The sequence below is a fragment of the Paraburkholderia sp. J7 genome (genome assembly GCF_905220155.1).
In the GTDB taxonomy this organism is placed as follows: domain Bacteria; phylum Pseudomonadota; class Gammaproteobacteria; order Burkholderiales; family Burkholderiaceae; genus Paraburkholderia.
In genome coordinates, this window is sequence record NZ_CAJMYZ010000137.1 from 1 (window position 1) to 269 (window position 269).

The following is a 269-nucleotide window of genomic DNA, read 5'->3' on the forward strand; positions in this document are numbered from 1 at the left end:
TGGCGTATTCGCGCCCGTGCTGCTCGTGTTGCTGCGTCTCGCGCAAGGCTTCTTTCTCGCGGGCGAATTGCCGTGCTCGATCACGTACGTCGTTGAAGAGATGCCGCAGCGCGCGAGCCTTGTCGGCGGCCTCGTCGTGTTCTGCCTCAATTCAGGTGTGCTTACGGCAACGCTGATGAGCCTCGCGCTGCACGCAACGCTCGACGCCGCCGACGTCATTGCGTACGGCTGGCGCATCGCGTTCATTTTTGGCGGGCTGATCGGGCTCT

The 269-nt window shown here is 63.2% G+C and carries 1 pseudogene; it reads left to right on the forward strand.

Annotated elements, in window-relative coordinates:
- A pseudogene (locus U5A58_RS40665) lies at window positions 1-269 on the forward strand (MFS transporter); the annotation flags it as partial.